Raw genomic sequence first — 1,904 nt, 5'->3', positions numbered from 1 at the left:
GCTTTAATTCGTAGGACCAGTTAAAATCACGCACATAAATCAGGTGGGGATTTTTTAAAATGGACTCACTGGTGGCATCATTGATTTCATTCTCTTGATACAGAGTAATCATCGCTTTCATCATGCGAGGCTTTTCTTTAAGCGACCCATCACGATTTCTCACCGTTTCAATCCAGTCGACTTGCCAGGTCTCATCCGACTCTTGAAGTACTGAGCGAATGTCTATGCTCACAATCTCAAAGGCAGCTCTTTCAAAGGGATTGGATTGTTGTTTGTCACTGTAGAACTCTTGAATCTTAGCTAAAGCCGCATCATTGGCATTTAAATAGGAATACACCTGAAAAACTGCTTTCTTTTGCAGTTCCGTATCAAGGCTTACCATGCGAACGTTTTCAATAAAATGGGCAGCTGCAGCACGATAATCATCAATGCTTGCGTCACCAACCTTATCAGCACGAGTAACTGATAAGGTATTGCCATTGGCATCTTGTTGAAACACCAAAGGGATAAATTTGGATTGGCTACCTATCGCGATAAGCCCACCAACAGCCGCCAATGCGATTAACAGACTACCTAATCCCACCAATTGCCAAACTTGTAGTGATTTCATAAGTCCTGCGGTATGAACATTCCAGGCGCGTCTGGCGTTGAGATAGGGGTTATTCGTTATACTTTTTTTCATGCTGCTTCTCCGTACTGAGCCAAAGGAATACCTTTTTCTGAAAGCCATTGAGAGACCCACTTATCTTCATACTTCAACTCCAATTGCTTCATACGCGCAATCGAATCGGGATCTGTTGCACCAATAAACGCCAAGGCATAAGGACCTAACGCCAATTGATAAAGTCTTTGGCCTTTTTCACTGACATAGTAGTAATCACGTTTGGGAACGGCTGCTGCTATGATGTCGATCTGGCGTGGATTTAAGCCCATACGCTCATAAATGAGGCGGGTTTCAGGATCTCTTGCATACAGATTTGGTAAAAAGATTTTGGTGGCAGTTGATTCAACAATAATATCTAATATTCCCGAGTTGGCTGCATGTGATAGATGTTGGGTTGCCATAAACACCACACAGTTTTTCTTAGCCATGGAATCAAGCCATTCAGCAATCTTATTTTTAAACACAGGATGCGCCAGCATTAACCAGGCTTCATCAAGCAAGATTAAGGTGGGGCGACCATCTAATGAAGTTTCAATACGCCTAAAGAGATAAAGCAACACAGGCAATGCAAATTTTTCACCTAAGCCCATTAAATGCTCGATTTCAAAGGTCATAAAGGAAGACAGACCAAGCCCATCACTTTCTGCATCCAATAAATGCCCCATCAAACCATCTATGGTGTACTGCTTTAACGTTTCTCTAATGGGTTCATCCTGTATCGTCATGACAAATTCAGATAAGGTTTTAGAGCCACTTTGATGCATGCTGAGAATGGCATGCCCGATTTCATTGCGCTGAGCTGGTGTGGTATTCAAACCATTCAAAGCTAGAATCGTATCAATCCACTCCATAGCCCAAGCCCGATCAGCTTTAGTTTCTAAAAACTGCAAAGGCGCAAAGGCAAGGCGTGAGTCTTTACCTGCGATGGTGAAATGCTCCCCACCTGTTGCTTTACAGGTAGGATACATAGACATGCCTTTATCAAAAGAATAAATACGCGCATCTTTATATCGACGCCAGGATAATGCTAATAAACCAAGATGGGTTGATTTACCTGAGCGTGTGGGACCAAACATAATGCCATGGCCTAAGTCTCGGACATGAAGATTCAGACGAAATGGCGCATTACCGCTAGTGACACAGTGCAGCAAAGGCGGTGATTGAGGGGGAAACAGTGGGCAAGGCGCTTTATTTTCACCTGTCCAAATGCTGGATGTTGGCAACAAGTCCGCCAGATTCA

1 protein-coding gene and 1 pseudogene are annotated in these 1,904 nt (G+C 43.3%); both read right to left on the bottom strand.

Going from position 1 to position 1,904, the window contains the following annotated elements; genetic code table 11:
- Positions 1–682 (bottom strand): conjugal transfer protein TrbF (locus tag Q0495_RS03260; RefSeq protein WP_298622973.1); only part of this gene is annotated, 682 nt, incomplete at its 3' end.
- Positions 679–1,904: pseudogene (locus Q0495_RS03255) on the bottom strand (conjugal transfer protein TrbE); the annotation flags it as partial. The pseudogene Q0495_RS03255 and the gene Q0495_RS03260, both read right to left, overlap by 4 nt.

The sequence above is a fragment of the uncultured Legionella sp. genome, assembly GCF_937871865.1.
In the GTDB taxonomy this organism is placed as follows: domain Bacteria; phylum Pseudomonadota; class Gammaproteobacteria; order Legionellales; family Legionellaceae; genus Legionella.
The sequence above is the reverse complement of the archived record's forward strand: the minus strand, read 5'-3'. Positions and strand labels throughout refer to the sequence as shown.